This window comes from Pseudoalteromonas luteoviolacea (genome assembly GCF_000814765.1).
GTDB classification, from domain to species: Bacteria; Pseudomonadota; Gammaproteobacteria; order Enterobacterales; family Alteromonadaceae; genus Pseudoalteromonas; species Pseudoalteromonas luteoviolacea_H.
Map to the genome: position 1 here is coordinate 76,186 of NZ_JWIC01000008.1, position 17,338 is coordinate 93,523.

The 17,338-nt window shown below is 44.4% G+C and carries 15 protein-coding genes; 8 read left to right on the forward strand and 7 right to left on the reverse strand.

The genetic code is table 11. The annotated features are described in order from the left end of the window. The first annotated feature begins 99 nt into the window (after window positions 1-99). From JF50_RS20075 to thpR, 4 genes are all read left to right on the forward strand, one after another. Window positions 100-1,320 (forward strand): lanthionine synthetase C family protein, encoded by a 1,221-nt coding sequence (locus JF50_RS20075; RefSeq protein ID WP_039611165.1) that lies wholly within the window; start codon window positions 100-102, stop codon window positions 1,318-1,320. Between the two features lie 10 nt (window positions 1,321-1,330). Further along, the gene (locus JF50_RS20080; protein ID WP_039611166.1) at window positions 1,331-4,477 is read left to right on the forward strand and encodes a lantibiotic dehydratase; all 3,147 of its coding nucleotides are present in this window, start codon (window positions 1,331-1,333) and stop codon (window positions 4,475-4,477) included. Between the two features lie 101 nt (window positions 4,478-4,578). Continuing rightward, a complete protein-coding gene (locus JF50_RS20085; RefSeq protein WP_039611167.1) occupies window positions 4,579-5,097 on the forward strand; it encodes a hypothetical protein in 519 nt (172 codons plus the stop codon). Then, the gene (gene thpR, locus JF50_RS20090; RefSeq protein ID WP_039611168.1) at window positions 5,097-5,621 is read left to right on the forward strand and encodes an RNA 2',3'-cyclic phosphodiesterase; all 525 of its coding nucleotides are present in this window, start codon (window positions 5,097-5,099) and stop codon (window positions 5,619-5,621) included. Before JF50_RS20085 ends, thpR begins: the two co-directional genes overlap by 1 nt. On the opposite strand, the gene JF50_RS20095 is transcribed toward thpR, so the two are convergent. From JF50_RS20095 to JF50_RS20105, 3 genes are read right to left on the reverse strand one after another with little or no spacing between them, the layout of a single operon-like run. Next, complete coding sequence (locus JF50_RS20095; RefSeq protein ID WP_052262571.1) at window positions 5,611-6,261, reverse strand: pesticin C-terminus-like muramidase; 651 nt, start codon at window positions 6,259-6,261, stop codon at window positions 5,611-5,613. The genes thpR and JF50_RS20095 overlap by 11 nt on opposite strands. Further along, window positions 6,240-6,944, reverse strand: a complete 705-nt coding sequence (locus JF50_RS20100) for a hypothetical protein (protein WP_052262573.1) — start codon at window positions 6,942-6,944, stop codon at window positions 6,240-6,242. Before JF50_RS20100 ends, JF50_RS20095 begins: the two co-directional genes overlap by 22 nt. Before the next feature lie 21 nt (window positions 6,945-6,965). Next, a complete protein-coding gene (locus JF50_RS20105) occupies window positions 6,966-8,249 on the reverse strand; it encodes a LysM peptidoglycan-binding domain-containing protein (RefSeq protein WP_039611169.1) in 1,284 nt (427 codons plus the stop codon). A 176-nt stretch (window positions 8,250-8,425) separates the two neighbouring features. On the opposite strand from JF50_RS20105, the gene JF50_RS20110 reads away from it, so the two are divergent. Next, window positions 8,426-8,722, forward strand: coding sequence for a DUF6482 family protein (locus tag JF50_RS20110; RefSeq protein WP_039611170.1), 297 nt, complete (start codon window positions 8,426-8,428; stop codon window positions 8,720-8,722). A gap of 25 nt (window positions 8,723-8,747) precedes the next feature. On the opposite strand, the gene JF50_RS20115 is transcribed toward JF50_RS20110, so the two are convergent. Both JF50_RS20115 and JF50_RS20120 read right to left on the reverse strand, forming a co-directional pair. Next, window positions 8,748-10,742, reverse strand: a complete 1,995-nt coding sequence (locus tag JF50_RS20115) for a TonB-dependent receptor (protein ID WP_039611171.1) — start codon at window positions 10,740-10,742, stop codon at window positions 8,748-8,750. A 159-nt stretch (window positions 10,743-10,901) separates the two neighbouring features. After that, window positions 10,902-11,654: a LytR/AlgR family response regulator transcription factor gene (locus JF50_RS20120; protein WP_080760309.1), complete on the reverse strand. Its 753-nt coding sequence runs from the start codon at window positions 11,652-11,654 to the stop codon at window positions 10,902-10,904. A 139-nt stretch (window positions 11,655-11,793) separates the two neighbouring features. On the opposite strand from JF50_RS20120, the gene JF50_RS20125 reads away from it, so the two are divergent. Next, entirely contained in the window at window positions 11,794-12,087 is a 294-nt protein-coding gene (locus tag JF50_RS20125) for an ABC transporter permease (protein WP_039611173.1), read from the forward strand. A 186-nt stretch (window positions 12,088-12,273) separates the two neighbouring features. On the opposite strand, the gene JF50_RS20130 is transcribed toward JF50_RS20125, so the two are convergent. Then, the gene (locus JF50_RS20130) at window positions 12,274-13,173 is read right to left on the reverse strand and encodes an aspartyl protease family protein (protein WP_039611174.1); all 900 of its coding nucleotides are present in this window, start codon (window positions 13,171-13,173) and stop codon (window positions 12,274-12,276) included. Between the two features lie 256 nt (window positions 13,174-13,429). Between JF50_RS20130 and JF50_RS20135 the strand changes: the two genes are divergently transcribed. Further along, window positions 13,430-14,206 carry a DeoR/GlpR family DNA-binding transcription regulator gene (locus tag JF50_RS20135; RefSeq protein WP_039611175.1) on the forward strand — a complete coding sequence of 259 codons (777 nt, stop codon included), beginning with the start codon at window positions 13,430-13,432 and terminating at the stop codon, window positions 14,204-14,206. Between the two features lie 30 nt (window positions 14,207-14,236). Continuing rightward, window positions 14,237-16,057: a glutamine--fructose-6-phosphate transaminase (isomerizing) gene (glmS, locus tag JF50_RS20140; protein ID WP_039611176.1), complete on the forward strand. Its 1,821-nt coding sequence runs from the start codon at window positions 14,237-14,239 to the stop codon at window positions 16,055-16,057. 171 nt (window positions 16,058-16,228) lie between these two features. On the opposite strand, the gene JF50_RS20145 is transcribed toward glmS, so the two are convergent. Then, entirely contained in the window at window positions 16,229-17,152 is a 924-nt protein-coding gene (locus JF50_RS20145; RefSeq protein ID WP_039611177.1) for a hypothetical protein, read from the reverse strand. Window positions 17,153-17,338: the final 186 nt, after the last annotated feature.

The window sequence follows — 17,338 nt, forward strand, 5'->3', positions numbered from 1 at the left end:
TGATAGTAAGTGGGGGCAGCCCTATTGAGCTCGCACATGAATTAAGATAGTTTTTATTGAGACAATAAAAAAAATAAAGCTTTATGATTAAGGAAGACAATGTCAGAGCAACTATTGATCACAGATAATCAGCGCCAGGAGATTAGTAGCATCATCTCCGTGCTTGCACAAGAAGTAAGCAGTCACCTGCAAACAAACAACGAGTTAAAAAACGGCTTACTGAGTGGACTTGCAGGCCAGCTGTTATTTTTGTTTAAAGCCCATCAGATGGACTCAAGTACTGTTGATGAGGCCCTGTTTTCAGAGAAACTAGAATTATTACAAGAGCAACTGTCCGAGCAAAGTTTTGAATTAAGTTCAGGCTTAGCGGGCCAAGCTTGGGTGTTGGAGTTTTTCAATCAGGCGGATAGGGAAGAGTATGATCCTGAACTGCTTGAAGATGTCGACGAGTTATTTGTACAAGCATTAGATTACGACCCGTGGCCAGGTGAAATCGAAATGGTACTCGGGTTGTCAGGCTACGCACCTTACGCGGCAAGGCGCAGCCAGTTTTCAGATCAATCTAAGCTGTACGCTGTCATTGTTAAAGGGCTAGAGAGCACCGCGACGTATTTTGATAACGGCCATATTGCTTGGTCACAGCCAAAAGAGTCTGTTTATCGTTTTGATACTGATGACCGAGAAAAAGCAGAGTTTAATCTGGGTCTTGCACATGGCGTCCCAGGGATCATCGCCGCATTATTACCCGCACTGACCATTCCTTCCTTAAAAGAACGCGTTGCTAAGTTAGTGTTGGGAGCATGTGACTGGTTGTTAGCACATCAATCCGGGCATGAGCATACTCATTCTTGCTTTGGCACGTGTGTAGAAGAGAGTGAGCCAACCTCACGTTTGGGTTGGTGTTATGGTGACATCACAATAGCGCTGACTTTAGCTCGAGCGGGTCACGCATTAGATAGACCAAGTTATGTTGAGCGAGCACGTGAAATCGCGATTCATGCCGCCAAACGAGATGACAAAAGTGGTTATATCAATGATGCTGGTTTATGTCATGGCTTCGTTGGTTTAGCGTTGATATTTCAAATCGTAAATAAAGTGATCCCCGACCCCAAACTGGCTGAAGCCGCTAAATATTGGGTTGATTACAGCTTAACAGCTTATCGCGAGCGAGGTTTGGCTGCGCTGCATTCCTACAATGGGATGAGTAAAACGCACGAGCAAGATTTTGGTTTCTTAATGGGGTATGCAGGGGTTGGTTGTGGACTGATCAGCTTGTTGAATGATGACGTGAGTTGGACTGACTGCTTGTTGATGGCTTAGGAGTACAGAAATGTCTAGCAAACAATTAAAAAACGATAAGTTCTTTGTTATTCGTACACCGCGTTTGGCGCTTGAGCAGCTGGCTGCATTTGGTGATGAGGAGCAAGATACAAATACGTTGCTGAGTGCATGGTTGGCGACTCCAGGGGTTGAAGAAGCGATTTATCTTGCTAGCCCTTCGCTTTTAGAGCGTATTGAGCAGTGGCGTACCAAGCCTGAGTCTAAGCAGGGTAAAAAGGTTGCCCATGCGTTGATTAAATACATGGTGCGCATGTGTTCTCGTCCGACGCCATTTGGCTTATTTTCGGGTATCCATCAAGGTCAGATTGAAGCTCAAACGGTATTAACGCCGGCAGCGCATGTAAAAGATACACGCAAAACTCGCCTCGATATGTTCTATTTATCTGCACTGAAAGAGCATTTTATTAAACATGCTTCGCGCTCTGAGCATCTGACCTATAAACCAAATTCATCACATTATTTTATTGCTGAGCAATGTCGTTATATCGAGACTTACCTTTCAGATGACGCGATGCAGTATCGTTTGAGTGCAGTAGAAAGTGACGAGTACTTTAAGTTCGCTTTGGCGCTCGCTAAACCGGGTTTAAGCTTTAATGACTTAGTTGCGGGGTTTTGCGCACAGTATGATGAAGCGGATAAAGAAGAAGTCGAAAATTACATACAAGATTTGATTGATGAAGGGGTCTTGTTAGCGGATATTCCTTTACCACTGACCGGAGACTCCCCTGATCTTGCGTTGCTCAAATCGATTGAAGGGATCAAAGAGCTTGATGCCGCAGATAAATTAGCAACCGCGTTGGCGCAAATAGAACAACTGGACACGGCACGCAGTGGTGAAATCACCCCTTACAAACAGTTATTGTCTCACCTTGAAAGCTTGCCGGTGAAAGCGCAAGAAAACAAACTGTTCCAAAGTGATATCTATCGTGCGTTTGAGCAGTGCCAAATCTCTGAAATGGAGATCAAGCGTGTCCAGAAGCAGCTCGAGGTCATCGCAGGGCTTTCCATTTCGAACTCAGGATCGGGTTTGAGCCAATTTATGACCCAGTTTAACAGCCGCTTTGAAGGTCAATTTGTACCGCTTGATGTCATATTAGATGATGAATCTGGGATTGGCATTTCGACAGAAACCGGATATGAAGCGCCTTTGGTTGCAGGGTTAAATTTAGCGCGCAGTAGCACTAACCCTGGCACAGCCCCTGAGCTTAGCATAATTGATAACCTGGTAGAGCGGGCTTTAAGTTTGCCTGAAAATCGTGATAAAAGCTGTGTTGTCTTAAAGAGTAAAGAACTAAAAGGAAAAATTAGTAATCAAGATGCTGTGAGCAAATTCCCTTACTCGTTTGCGAGCATGTTGAGCTTATATCAAGATGATAGAGGCAATCCTGTTTATAAATTCAATGGATGTTATGGCCCCTCTGCCGCCAATTTGTTAGGCCGTTTTTGTCACCTCGACACCGAACTAAAAGCATCGGTGATCCAGCATTTAGAGCAAGAGCAGGCGCACAATGAAGATGTCATTTTTGCGGAAGTTGTGCATATGCCAGAAGGGCGTCCGGGCAACGTGATCGCGCGACCGCACTTGAGGCAGTATGAGATCGTATTTATGGCGGACAGTGCACTTGAGGATGAGTATCAAATTCCACTCAATGATCTACATGTTTGGGTTGAAGGGCAAAAGGTGAAGCTGTGGAGTAAGCGCTTGAATAAGCAAGTGGTACCGCGTTTATCGAGTGCACACAATTACTCCGCACGCAGTCTCAGTGCATACAAATTTTTATGTATGTTACAAAACCAAGAGGGTCGTGCGCCGCATTTCAGCATGCCTGCCAGTACTCAACGTGCCGCATTTGTGCCGCGAGTGATGTTAGACAATCTGATCTTAAGTGAAAAAACGTGGCGTATTGAGCGCAGTGAACTGGAAGCGATCAATAAAAAAGGCCAGTTTAACCGCGCACAATTAGACGCGTTAATGCAGAAGTACCAGCTGGATGCACAAGTCAGCTTTGCCATGTCGGATAATGTATTACAACTGGATATCCGCAACCCAGATATGTTTGCTATTTTGTTGAGTGAGACTAAAGGGCAAACGGATATTGAATTAAAGGAAGTACTGACCAGTCATTATCGTTCTCGTGTGGTGGACAGTGAAGGGCGTCACTACAGTAATGAAGTGATTGTGCCATTTTTTAACGAGCATGCACCTGTGCATACACATTTCTCAGACGATCCTTACGCCAATATCACGGCTGCGCCGATTAAGCGACGTTTTAGTGCAGGATCTGAGTGGTTAAGCTTAAAAATCTACTCGGGTAATTCGCTGGTGGAGCAACTCTTAACGGAAGAGTTATTCCCCTTGATTGAGCAAAGTGGTGAGCTATACGATAAGTGGTTCTTTATTCGCTATGGTGATCCAGATTGGCATATTCGCTTACGTTTTTATGGTGATCCGCAACAATTGTGTGGTCAACTATTGCCGCGTTTGAATGCGCTGTTAGACCCAAAAATTGAGTCAGGTGAGTTGCATAAAGTTGAACTGATGACGTATGAGCGTGAAGTTGAACGGTACGGCGGCCCTGAGTCGATGAGTTTAGTTGAGTCACTCTTTATGTTTGATAGCCGTTTGATTGCGCAAACATGTGGTTTAATTGACGAGTACGGTGAGGATGTCCGTTGGCGTGTTGCCGTGGCGTGTACACATCGATTATTCACGCTCTTTGAGTATACCGACGATGCACGTTTTGCTTTGGTAAGTCAGCTGCGAGAAGGCTTTGGTCGCGAGTTTAATGAGACCAGCATACTGCGTAAACAGCTCGGTAATCGTTATCGTGAATATCAAGAAAAGCTTGATGATGATCTCGTGAAATTGGTCCCTGAGCAAGCACAGCACTGTGATGAGATACAAACGGCAATATTAACTATATTAGAGCAGTGGCAACACAATGCGGCACCTGTGGTTGAAAAGTTAAATCAGCAGATCGCAGCGCAGCAGCTTAATTGTACTAAAGACTCGTTATTGGGCTCATTACTGCACATGCATAATAATCGCATGTTTAAAGCATATGGTCGCGAGCAAGAGCTGGTAATACATGACTTAATGCGTCGTAAGTATTTCTCGTCAGACAAAAAAGTCTAATAATCTATTGCCTGAAAAAGCGCTCATCTGAGCGCTTTTTTTGTGCTTTGTGGATGTACACACTACAGTTAAAGCACACTTGAAACTATGAGGGGAAGAGGATGAATGTGCTGCGATGGGGGCTATGTTTAATATGTATATACAACCCACTTGCTTGGTCTGCGGATTTAGCTAAAGAGCTGAAGGTATTCGCGCCATACTTAGGCTCTTGGGAAGCCAGTTTTAGTATGTCCGCAGAGACGCCAGCAGTGCAGGATGTGAGCCGCTGGGAGCGGGCATTGAACGGTACCGCGATCCGGACATTACACTCTATCAACAATGGTGATTATGGTGGCGAGTCATTGATTTTCTGGGATAAGCAAAAGCAATCCTTGGTGTTTTATTATTTTACCACCGCTGGTTTCTACACCTCTGGGCGCATAGAGGTGATCAGTGACCATGAATTTGCAGCTTATGAACAGGTGGTGGGTAATCAAGATGGGATCACGCAGGTAAAGTCGACCAGTCGTTTTAAGGCTGGTCAATTTAGCGTTGCGACTGAGTATTTTAAGCAAGGTAAATGGACTGCGCCGCAAACGCGAGTGTACCAACCGAGTCATAAAACTGTGGTGTTTAAATAATGTCGGGTAAACGACTGTTTTTTGGTATAGGGTTGGGACCGAGGCACAGAACGCATATTCAAAGTTGGCTCACTCAGCATGTGACAGCGAAAAAAGCGCCGACGTTGTCTCGCAATTGGCATGTGACGTTGGCATTTCTTGCACAGGTAGACAACGAGCGAGAAGAAACATTGATCAGATGGGCAAGTGAGTTGGAGTTACCGCCTTTTCAATTACGCTTTGCGGAGTCTGGGTATTGGTCTCATAACGGGATATTTTATTTGCAGCCCGATCACATAAATCCGTCATTGCGCAGTCTTGCAGACCCTTTACGAGAGTATGGGGAGCAATTGGGCTTGTATCGTAACCCTTATCCGTTTTCACCCCATATTACCGTGTTTCGTGGTGTTAAGCCGGTGCCTCACGTTGATGTGCCCATCGAACCTTTCTCGCTTGATGTGACGCACTTTCATTTATACCAGTCACACACCTTGGATGACGGGCTCCATTATACGCCAGTTGAAACATTTGCGCTTAGCGCTTAAATCTAGAGAGTGCTTTGGCAAGGATAAAGTGACCGAGTCTTTGCAATAAACTGGTGGTACCACTTTGCTTGAACAAGCGCGCTGTGGCGTTGTTTCTGGCTTTACTCACGTGTTTTCGGTGGCATTCTTGGGCTGCGAGCTGCCAATTCTCAGTGCGAATGGCATGTAGTAGCTTTGGCCAAGCACGGCTTAAATTAGGTGTACCTAAGTTGTATGCCATGTCGAGCAACGCGAGTTGCACATTGGAGGGCATACGGTGAAAGGGGATATAGCCATTTTTCGTATTGAAAAGGCGGCTAAGTTCGGCTTCAAACTCCTCGACCTTTTTTTCTAATAATTTGATGCACTCTCGCTGTGGCAAGTACAATTTGCAGTGTGACTCATACCAACTGGCCAGACGCCCTGCTGGTAGGCGAGAAATGGTCTCAAACTCTTGTATTTTAAGTGCTCGACTTGCCGCTTTGTGGGTGGATTTTTCGCGCAGTGCAAATTTATTTAGCGCTTTGGCACTGGTAATATGAAAGCCAGCGCCTAAGGTCACATTGCCGCGTGTATCGACATATAAATGTGCAATGACCCCTTCGTATAAACAAATGTGTTTAGCCGCTTTTCGACGATTTATTGTGTTGAATTGGAACAATTCGCAACCTTTTTTACTTCTGACGCTTTATTCACTGTGTAGCATTGCTTGAGCAAGGAGCAATAGCAAGTATTGACTTCAATATCATGGGCTATTTCACCGATTTTTTCCCATAAATTGTTATTAAATTTACTTCTTACCATGGAAAATAAGACCAAATCATTGCCATCGGCCAACAGCGAGTTATTGGGGTTACTGGTAACATACCAGCCAAATTGCTTCAGGTAGTTGATATCACCATTATCTGCTTGTAGCTCTTTAAGCGCAGTTCGGTAAGCATCGAGGTTACAGCAATCATTCAACAGTGCGACGAGGGTATCGTACTGTGTATCCTGATATTCAAATTGCATGGATTTTATCAGTGCAGGTCCTGTGCCGGAGTTTTTCACTTTGACCGTCATGTGGGACCGCTCTGCTTCAATATCATAGTCGCTATAGCTGACTTGTAGCCATGGCCAAGTTTCCGCATACAGCTGCCTTTCTGCGGCAGTGACTTGCTCTTGTGCGGCCTTTGCTTGCATATATGTGGCATAAAAGGATGCCGCAGAAATAAAGATGGCACACAGCGCCAAGATGCTGTTCATTTTAGAGCGTGATAAACGCAATTTAAACTTCGGCTGCTGACTATGCTGCGATTCTGTGGCGTCAGATTGTTCCACTGTGTCGTCTTGCTGTGAAGACATGTTCACCTCCTTTGGATATGTCTAGGGCGCGGCTAAAAAAATAGTCAGTTGCTTACCAATTTGCAGTGTAGAGCCAGAGAGTTCATTCCATTGCTTCAATTTATTGACAGAGACATTAAATTGCTTGGCAATGCGCCATAAACTGTCACCTGATTTAACGGTATAGGTGTAGTGTTGATCTGCCAGTACCGGTAATACCAAGTGTTGCCCTATGCGTATTGTGTCTGAGCGTAATTGATTAAATGATTTAAGTTGGCTCACACTCAGTTCGTAATTAGCTGCAATGACACTGAGGCTATCGCCTCGGCGTACTGTGTAAGTTTGCCATTGATTGCTTGGCATTGTGGGCAGGTTTTTGGCATAGCTCTGCCATTGCTGGGCTTTGTCGATTGGCATAATGAGTCGATTGGGACCGCCAAGTAAAGCGGGAAAGCGCGCATACCCGGTGTTAAGCTCGGCCAACATAGACCAATTTGGATCTCTGTCTAAAATGGTTGCTGCTGGCAATGACACGGTGGTGATGGCCTGCGTATTGGCAATGGCTGGAAATGGCATTAATTGTTGTTTGAGCAATTGCGTAGCAGCGATGAGCTTAGGGACATAGTGACGTGTTTGGCGTGGCAGTTGTAAAGCAAAGAAGTCTGTCGATTTCCCTGCTTTGCGATTGTTTGCTATGGCTCTTAATACGCGCCCTTCACCTGTATTATAGGCCGCGACAGCATGGTACCAGTTACCGTCAAAGCGTTTGTGTAAATAGGTTAAAAAGTCGAGTGCGACGCGTGTCGAGTCAATTAAATCTTGACGTCCATCATACCAAGGGTTGATCTCAATACCGTAGTGTTTGGCTATCAATGGAGTCAATTGCCAAAGCCCTGAGGCATGTTTATGTGAATAGGCCTGCATATCGAAGTCAGTTTCGATCAATGGCATTAATGCTAATTCGATAGGCAAGCCACGTTTCTCAATCTCAGTGACGATGTAATACAGCAAAGGCTGTGCGCGTTGGCTGATGGTATCCATGTAATTCGGGTGCTGCAAATACCAATTAACGCGTTTGAGTACCCTAGGGTGGCTGGAAGGCGCAAAGCTTATTTGTTGGCGGATCCGCTGCCAGACATCTTCAGCATGGATAGGGGCTGTAGGGAAAGGTTGCTGCTCTATAGGATGGTGTGGCTGCATCTGGCTTGGCACTGTATGCAATTCGGTGACTTGTGGAGTTAGCTCACTTTCTTGAGGGCCTTCTTTGGTCGACTGACAGGCGGTAAGAGACAGCATACAAGCAATGATAAAAGCGCGTTTGAACATAGCGGCACCGAGTTATTATTATTCTGGTTGCGCTATTTTATAAGTTAGTGAAATAAATACACAAGTTAAAATAATTGGGACATAGAATATGCTCAACATAGAGGCTGCTTGTTTTTTGAACTAAACTGGGGTTGAGTGCGTTTATATAGGTAGTTCCATTAAGAGAGGTGTTTTTTATGGATCGCACAGAATTGAAAGAGCAATTTGAACACAGTTACATGGATCCGGTGATATTAAGCTATGCAGATTCAAACCATTATTTAGCAGGCGGCCTGGATGTGTTGGGCAATTATCATTTGATCACGGATAAACATGGCAAAATCGTGACCTATAACTCTTTGCGAGAAGCAGAAGTTGAATTGGCCGATTTGGGGGCCAAAGAGGCGACGTTAGATATGGAGACCGCCTATGATGAAATGGTGGGGAGTGTCAGTGACGGTCATTGTCGTTTTAAATTACCTTTAGTGCATTAGCGATGAGAGGGGCGAATGCCCCTGTTCAAAGTTGCCCTAAGAAAGACAGTGTAACGACTGGGTCGATGCGCTCATCGAAGCGAAGGGTTCCAGTATATGCGCCGCTTCTGTCTGTGTCGTAAAAGTGTTGTATATAGCTATACTTCGCCGTATTGATGGTCGCAATTGATGTGCGAACCCGCAATGTATGGGTAAATTGATATTCCATGAATGCACTGAACTCAACGTTATCTTCTTCGACATACAGTTCGTCAACAAAGTAGTTGGTCTCTGTGAAGGGTAAATAGACATCGATACCCCAGCTGTAGTATTGACTGTCTTGTCGGAATTCAATCGTGGCATCATGTGGGATCAGACCATCAATGGGGCGTTGTCCGGTCAGTGGATCTTGATATCGAGCACTGGCGAAATCATAGTTGAGCGTTAATTGGCTATCGGACAGCCATGTCGCTGTGTCCCACGTTGCGCTCAATGTGCCCCCTATTTTCTGCGCGTTCCCTGCATTGCCAATCATCGCATCGCCGTTTGGTCGTTGTATGAACTCGTGGACGTCCTTTTGCCATTGATGATAAACATTGATATTCAAAAATAAGGTCTCAAACAAACGGAGATTAAACTCCGTGCCCAATTCACTATATTGACTTGGTTTGAGTGACAAGTTGCCAGATTGGGTGCGATTGAACTCGGTATCTTGGCTTTGTGCAAAATCATCGAAATCTAGCTGATCTACTTGATGCTGTGCGGTTATTGTCATATCCCAGTTAGACTGAGGGTCATAGCTGAGCCTAATGAGTGGCTTAATGAATCCCAGTTGGGTTTGATTGCTTTTTCGAGCTCGACTTTTAAGTACGGTATGTTCCGTATTTAAGCGTGTGTAAAGTTGCCACTGTGCAGTGAGCTGGGTAGTGATGGCTGCGTAAGGTTGGTACCTGATTTCGCTAACTTGGGCGCGTTCAAAGTCCCCGTCGCTGTCGGTTCTTGCCGCTAGCTGGTTACGACTGATCTCTATCCCGAACTCAGGTGAGTAAGTGCGATTGGGCAGTGAGGTATTGAACTGAATAACCTGCTCTTGTTGCGTTTTATGTTGTTGATAGGGGACAGCGAGAAGAGAGTGCTCAAAGTGCTCACTGCGAACATCCGTGTGCTTTCGGTTGTGCAGCACAACTAATTGAAACAGACTATCGTTGTTACTGGTTTTTTGCCAGTTCATACTCATTTCATATTCAGCACGAGACTCTGATTCATTCAATTGCCATGATAAAGGCGAACCGTTTTCTCTGCTTTGCGTGAGCTGAAAGTCGTCAAGTATGGCTTTGGCTGAGAAAGTGAGCCGGCTATCAACTAAATTTGGCTGGCTGGTGATAGATAATAACCGGCCATTACGTTTTTCAAATAGTGCTTCATGACCTTGCTCTACCATCCTCCCTAAGGCATTGACGGCTTGAAATAAGGAGGTCGACTGGCTTCGATCATCTTGGTAATGCATATTGAGTTGATGTTGCCAGCGCTCACCCGGTAAGGATATCTGCGTGGCTAATTCACTCGGACGGTAGTCATCATAAGCGGAAGTTAGCTTACTTCTGGCTTGCCAATGCGCACCAAGCTTAGGCGAGTGGGTAATAATATTGACCAGCTGATTAAATTGACTTGCTGTACTAAATGGGTGACCTGCACTATAGAAATGAATGGCGGCGATTTGGTCACTGGGTAACTGTCTTAAAATATCAGTCAGTGATTCAGACTTTGATGCCGCATTGGCACCATTAATAAGCACATTGCCGCTTGCTGCACTAAGCCCTCGTTGGTTGTTGCTTTGTGTGAGTGTGAACCCAGGTAGCTGATTGATCTTGTCCAGTGCATTTTGTCCATATAATGCCTCAAGGGTTTCATTTTCATAGTGCGTTGCAGCAACTTGTTGTTTATGTGTTGTGTGTGCATCGGTTATTGCGACAGTGGCGCTGCTGAAGGTATTGGCGCATAAACCAAGCAAGGTTATCACTGAATAAGCGGATACTTTCATGGTGAGTGTATTTCCATTTTGAACTTACGTACTGTGGATATTGAAATAAATCAATCTTTTATAATCAACAACCTGGGGATGGCTGGTGGGTTTTTGGGACGAATGGCATGGTGTTGTTCACTCGTCCCTACAGGGCTGGGACGAGTATGGTATCGACGGTTAAGCAACGTGCTGGAGTTTGGCTTTAACGATGGGCTTAAAGGCTTTGCTCAGCGACACCATTTTACCATTTTTGAGCAGTACAAGGCCGCTACCAGAAGGCTTTATTTGGATGCGCTCAACAAAGTCTAAATTAACCAAATGTGAGCGGTGTGTTCGAATAAATTGGGAATCAGGGAGCTGCTGCTCGATTTGTCTTAAGGTGATCCGCTTAAGGTAATGTTGTTGCTCTGTGTGGAGCTCAACATAATTACTGGCCGAGTTGATGTGGGTGATATCACTAAAGCTCAGTTGTGTCGTGGTGTTACCTGATTCGACTTCAAATGTATTATGATGAACGGGTTTGTCAGGTCGCAAAAAAGTATGCCAAAGATAGCTCAATACAAATAGCACCACAGGGTGGGTGGGCGCGAAGTACAGCATGGTGTAAGGAATGGGATCACACAATATCCAAAAATCAAAAATGGCTTGATAGGTCATCGAAATGCATAACATCAAAGCTAGGATATGAATAAACTTTTGCTTGGTCAGCTGATTGGCTAGGTGATACTGCGTGAGCAGGCGAAATACCACGGGGGTTAATAGATACCAAAGCCCCCACTCTTGTAAAGCCCACCAAGGGCGATTATTGATCTCTTCTGCTGGTGGCACAGACCAATCATAGAGTACATAAGTGGCAGACATGAAGAGAATAAAGGCACTCCACCCTATGCAGGAGATAAACCATTCCTTTTTAAGTTGTGCTGTCATCATGAAACCCTAAATTAGAAACGCAGTGATAGTGTACGCGAATAATTCAATTTGCCTATATAAATTGCTGCTATTTTGACCTAGGAGCTAGCCAAATACACAGCGAAAGCAAGCGCCTTACTTGCAAGTCAATTGAAATTACATGAAGTATCAATCACTCGCATTGAAGGTGAATACTAGCGCGCATATAAGTGAGCGACGCATACAGCAGTTGGTTTTATTTTTCAGCGCATTAGCGGTTGCATTAACATGCTTGGGTGTATTGGGCCTCGCTTCTTTCTCAGTGCTGCGCAGGCAAAAAGAAGTGGCTGTACGCAAGGTCTTGGGTGCATCACGAGTCAGCATTGTGAATTTATTAGCAAAGGAATATGTAGTCTTGATTGGCGCGGCGGTACTGCTGTCTTTCCCACTCAGTTATTGGGTACTTGATGGATAGCTAAACCATTTTAACGAGCGTATTTCACCGGCACTCTGGGTGTATGTACTGAGTGCTGGGTTTGTGGCGCTAAGTACTTAGCTGACTGTTGCTATCTTGGCGTTTAGAGCTGCGACAATACGACCGTCTTTGATTTTACGTTACGAATAACATAAAGGAGCCAGCGCTAAGCGCTGGCTCTGAGGTTTAAAGTTTCTTCTCTGGCACACCCACATGTAGGTTGCCGTTTTTTAAATCCATGGTCATGACAAAATGTTTGAACACGTCATAACCTACGATGCCGCTTACTCTCACACCTCTAATCTTACTGCTAGTATGGCGGTATTGGCTAGAGACATTGACCTTACTGCCTTCTGCAGGAAACGCCACATGCACGTTAGAGAGTGTAAATGGGCCAAATTTGACTTCTTGAGCTTTTACATTTTCCATTTTCTCTGTGGTATTGGCTCCTGCAAAATAGGTTTTTGGATTTTGTTTCTTTAACCAGCCAAAGCTTTTTGCAATGCGGCGTTCGATTAACATTCCACCTGTAAAACCGGTATCGAGTAGCATCCACATCGATTTATCTTCTAATGTAACTTTCACGATAGGTTGTTCAAATCCTTTTTGCAGTTTGAAATCGATATTTTCATACTCTTTAATATTGAGGTGATCATGCGTAAGTAGGCGCATGCGCTTATTTGGATAATCTATTTGTGTATTAAAGAGCTTAAAAAAACCTTGGCCAAACAACACGGCATTGTTAGGCATACTGAGATCCAGTGAAGGTAACCTTTCTAGATGTGTGTCTATACCAAAAAATGAGACCGGTACTTTTTGATAGATTTTGTTGCGCTTTGTTTCAAATGCCCCTTCTATTTCAATATTACCAGTGTGGTTATATTTAAGGTTATGCTTGGCGACAAAATTTTCGTTAATGGCGTTAGTGTTTGCGCCTGTGTCTAAAACGGCGTAGCTGTCTATGTTGGAAACTTTGACTGGAATGGTGATCAGCCCATTTTGATAGGTGAAATCTAACCAAGGAGATACCGCAGCGTAGGAAAGGGGGCTAATTAGCAGCCCAGCAACTAGCGTAATGAATTTCATAAAATCAGGATTAATTGTGTTATATGTTGTTTGTTTCTATTTTAGGCATTTCAAACGTGTGTCGCAATGTGGTTTTGTAGGTTTTGTGTAAGATTACCATGCTAATTTAAATCCTTTTTAATATTTTGTTATGATTGTAGAGTAGAAAATGTGGGCGCAAGTTGTAAACTATTTAGCCAAATTTAAACTTGAACATTATTCAATGTTTCGACTAGAATACACATAAATTTCGAATCGAAACTTATGTGAAAGATAAATGACAAAACGAAATACTCAACAGCGTCGCCATACCATAGTCAGCCGGGTAAACAGCGAAGGTGAAGTCAGTGTAGAGGCATTGGCTGCTGAGTTCGAAACATCAGAAGTTACGATTCGAAAGGATTTAACCGCATTAGAAAAAAGCGGCTTATTACTGCGTCGTTACGGCGGCGCTGTGGCGCTGCCCAAAGAGATAGTCGCAACAGGGATAGACAAGCAAGACCCGCAGCGCAAAGTGGCCATTGCCAGTGCAGCCGCAGCGCTTATTCGTGACCATAATCGCATCATCATTGACAGTGGCAGAACCACTGCGGCCATGATCCCAGAGCTTGCGACCAAGCGAGGCTTAGTCGTGATGACGAATGCCATTAATATTGCTAACCGCTTATTATCACTCGAGAACGAACCCACCTTATTGATGACCGGGGGCACGTGGGATCCACATTCAGAGTCCTTCCAAGGCCAAGTTGCCGAACAAGTGCTACGCTCATATGACTTTGATCAACTGTTTATCGGTGCTGATGGCATTGATGTGGCGAGGGGAACCACCACATTCAATGAGTTGATTGGATTGAGCAAGGTGATGGCGGAAACTGCAAGAGAAGTGATAGTGCTGGTTGAGTCTGAAAAAATTGGTCGCAAAATTCCAAATTTAGAGCTGCCTTGGCAGCAAGTCACCACCTTGATCACCGACAACACCTTGGCACCAGAGATGCGCCAAGCGATCGAGGCACATGGCGTAAACGTGATCTGTGCAGAGATCACACAAGAGTAAACACACAAACGTGCAACGAATGGAGAGATTATGTGTGGCATCGTAGGAGCTGTGGCAGAGCGCCCGGTTAACCGAATTCTAATTGAAGGTTTAAAACGTCTAGAATACCGTGGCTATGATTCAGCCGGTGTGGCACTGAGCAGTGCAGGCACACTAAATACGGTTAAAGCAGTAGGTAAAGTGGCTAATTTAGCCAGTGCACTTGAACGTGCAGAAGTTAAAGGCACTACCGGCATTGCGCACACGCGCTGGGCTACACATGGCGGTGTAACCGAAGCGAACGCTCACCCACATTTGTCTAATGAGCAAATTGCGCTGGTACATAATGGCATCATTGAAAACCATGAAGCGCTGCGTCACGCGTTAAAAGAAGATGGCTATACGTTCTTATCGGATACAGATACAGAAGTGATGGTGCACCTTATTCACCAATTGCGCCAACAGCATGGCAGTTTGCTTGAGTCAGTACAAGCCGCGACTAAGCAGCTTGAAGGTGCGTACGGTACGGTTGTTTTTGACAAAGAAAACGACAATGAAATCATCGTGGCACGCTCAGGCAGCCCATTGGTGATTGGTCTAGGCCTGGGTGAAAATTTCATTGCGTCAGATCAGCTCGCGTTGTTACCTGTGACACGCAGCTTTATCTTCTTAGAAGAAGGTGATGTTGCACGTATTACCCGTGATACGGTTGAAATTTATGATGTGAATGGCAATGCGGTTGAGCGTGAAGTCGTTGAGTCGAACATCACGCAAGATGCATCTGGTAAAGGTGAATATCGTCACTACATGTTAAAAGAGATTTATGAGCAGCCATTGGCTGTGCGTAATACCCTTGAAGGCCGCCTTGAAAACGACCGTGTAACAGTAGATGCGTTTGGTGGCAGCGCAAACCAGATTTTTAAAGATGTGAAGCATGTTCAGATTATCGCATGTGGTACATCTTATCACTCAGGTATGGTGGCGCGTTATTGGCTAGAGCAGTTTGCAGGCGTCAGCTGTAATGTGGAAATTGCCTCAGAATTCCGCTACCGCGAGTCGTTTGTGCACGAAAACAGCTTATTAGTCACGATTTCTCAATCTGGTGAAACAGCGGATACGTTAGCGGCATTGCGCTTAGCAAAAGAGCAAGGTTACATGGCGTCTATGACCATTTGTAACGTACCTGGCTCATCACTGGTACGTGAATCTGATTTGGCGTTTATGACCAAAGCGGGCGCAGAGATTGGTGTTGCTTCAACCAAAGCGTTTACAACGCAGCTGGTTGGCCTATTAATGCTAACTGCCTCTATCGCGCAGGAAAAAGGTCGCGATCAGAGCGTGATTGTTAATGCTATTAAGACGTTACCTAACAAGCTAGAAGAAGCACTAAGCATGGCTGAAGGCATTGAAGCATTGGCTGAAGAGTTTGCAGATAAGCATCATTCTCTGTTCCTTGGCCGTGGTTCACAATACCCAATCGCAATGGAAGGCGCATTGAAGCTTAAAGAGATCTCGTATATTCACGCAGAAGCATACGCGGCAGGTGAATTAAAGCACGGTCCGCTAGCGTTGATTGACGCTGACATGCCAATCATTGTTGTGGCACCAAACAATGAGCTACTCGAAAAATTGAAGTCTAACGTCGAAGAAGTACGCGCGCGTGGCGGGATCATCTATGTATTCGCTGATAAAGATTCTGCGTTTGCGTCAGATGATACGATGCGTGTAATGAATGTGAATCACGTTGAAGACATTATTGCACCCGTTGTCTATACAATCCCACTACAGCTATTGTCATACTATGTCGCTGTGATTAAAGGGACAGACGTTGACCAACCACGAAACCTAGCAAAATCAGTGACAGTTGAATAATTTGGTTTAAAGGGTTTTATATTAATGTGGCTTAGGAATAAAGATTCATACTTAGTATTAAAGTATCATCCTAAGTAATAAAGTTTCACACTGAGTCAAGAAAGCCGATTAAATTACAATCGGCTTTTTTCGTTTTTGTAAGTAATTCACAATGCGGCTTTATCTATATTCTTATTTCCCGACTGCTAGTTTCGCCTTCATTGGTAAGTCCAGTGCTAGGTTGCCCCAGTTTTCAAAATAGGGGCTAGTTGCATTTCTTGCTGTTTTTGGGTGTCTAATAGCCCATTCTTGAAGGTGTAAAAAGAGCTCCGATTCCGTGATTTTTATAAAATATGGTTCCAAAGGTGCACTTAATTCTTCCGTAACAAAATCGATAAACAAATGCTCAGATAGATTGTATGCCACTTCCCGGCTTAACAGAGGTAGAGGAATGCGAGGCTCTCCAGCAGAATATTTGCATATGTATAGGGTGGATAAATCAGTATCTTCGACTCGACGACTAAGTGGAGAGGGGTAAGTTATTTTCAGCATGTCACCATATGACACACAACCTAAAGCGTATTCAGTTGACTTATGTACACAATAGGAAGGGGAGCGATAACCAGTTATAACGAGATCTCTAACATTGCTATTTGGATAGCCTTTACCTACAGATAGAGAAAAGATTAACCCATCAAGGCAAACACGGTGAAATTCATCTTTTGGGACAGGGATTCTGCATGCATAAATGATCTCTTCAATGTTTTGCAGTGCAAGTCCCTCCGCTGCTATTCTGTAAGCAACTTCGAGCTCAATGCCTTCCTTTTTTCTAAGCTTTCTACCCAAACTTGTAACTTTTAGCAGAGTATTTGAGTTGAATGTTAGGAATCCAGCGCGATTTTGGTTTGAATGAGTGTCATTGCTCTTCAATTCGGCTTTAAGCGTGTTGATATTGTAATTGTCAGGCTTCCCAGGAAGAGATTCAGCCACCATAGCAGATAAAAAAGTAGGCTTTCTCCGGTATTGTCCATTCGAGCCATCAATTAACTTTTTGTTTAGAGCTGATATAAAGTCTTTAAACGACTTATTACATTGAGGAAAAATAGAGTTATGCACAGTGTTCTCTCTTTAATTGGTGAGAATTTGTTAAGGGGGCTTTGGTTTTCATCTCAACACTTCTCAATTAAAGAAATATTGTGAAAAAGAACTCGAGAAATTTACCAATATCCAGCTGTCTGGACCCAAAGCAATACGCAGGCTTTTGAAACCTACTTCGAAACGACCTAACGCAATCGTGATTAG